Source organism: Sphingobacterium shayense (genome assembly GCF_013179575.1).
Taxonomy (GTDB): domain Bacteria; phylum Bacteroidota; class Bacteroidia; order Sphingobacteriales; family Sphingobacteriaceae; genus Sphingobacterium; species Sphingobacterium shayense.
The window spans coordinates 1-1,219 of the sequence record NZ_JABMCQ010000330.1; the positions used below are offsets into that span (position 1 = coordinate 1).

General features: G+C 45.6%; 1 protein-coding gene. It reads left to right on the forward strand.

Annotation, left to right across the window (positions count from 1 at the left end):
• On the forward strand, window positions 1-1,219 hold a 1,219-nt coding region (locus HP439_RS19155), incomplete at both ends, for a RagB/SusD family nutrient uptake outer membrane protein (protein WP_172391921.1).

Sequence of the window (1,219 nt, forward strand, 5' to 3'; positions counted from 1 at the left end):
GTTTTTGCGAGCATACTATTACTTTATTCTCTTAGAGCATTATGGAGGCGTACCGTTGATGGGAGACAGTGTTTATCATGCGGACGATGTAATACCATCTGTGCGAAACACTTTTGAAGAATGCGTGGAGTATATTGTAGAGGAGTGTGATGCTGCCGCCGCCGATCTACCCTGGGCGCATAATGGTGAAAATTATGGACGTATTAATAAGGCTGCATGCTATGGGCTGAAATCTCGGTTATTGTTATATGCAGCCAGTCCACTTTTTAACGGAGAAGGGCTCGCTACCGAGGAACCGTTGCGTAGCATTTCTGCATATCCGGATGTCGATAAAACAAGATGGGAACGAGCAGAACAGGCTGCGGTCCAGATTATCGAATCTGGAGAATATAGCCTTCATCTGAATAATACGAAGGAACCTGGATATGGATTTTATGAAGTATTTCAATTGCGTAAAAATAGTGAATATTTATTGGCCCGGATGCAGCCTAGTAACCGCGATCTGGAGGGGATATGGAATCCACCAACGTTTGGGGTAAGCAGCCCCGGAGCTTATCCATACTTGGAGACGGTCAACGCTTTTGGAATGCAAAACGGCTTGTCTATTGAAGATCCGGCCTCAGGTTATGACGTGAGGAAACCATACCAAAACAGGGATCCAAGGTTGGCTAATACTGTCACTAGGGACCAATCGATGGTTTTCCATCGAGATGGCTTAGCACGGCGCCCTGTCAATATTTTCATTGACAAAACGAATCCAAATAATATCAGTTCGGGTCAGGATGCGGTATACAAGGGGACACCAACGGGCTACTACACCTACAAGATGGTAAACAGAGATGTCGCCGCGGACTGGTTTAATACGGAGACTCCCCGTTGCCTGCCAATTATTCGTTATGCGGAAATTTTATTGAACTACGCCGAAGCACGCAATGAAAATATTGGTTTACCCGATGCAAAAGTCTATCAAGCTGTCGAGGCAATTCGAGAACGTGCGGGGCTTGTTCCATTTACATTGCCAACAGGCCTTTCTCAGGCCGATATGCGTGAGATTATTAGAAATGAACGGCAAAAAGAGCTTGCTTTTGAAGGACACCGTTTCTTTGATGTACGCCGTTGGAAAATAGCTGAAGTTGTTGAGAATAGACAGCTCCATGGCACCGAACCGGTGCGGATCTCCTCCATTACGACCTACAACACGATTAAAGTGAGAAAAAGA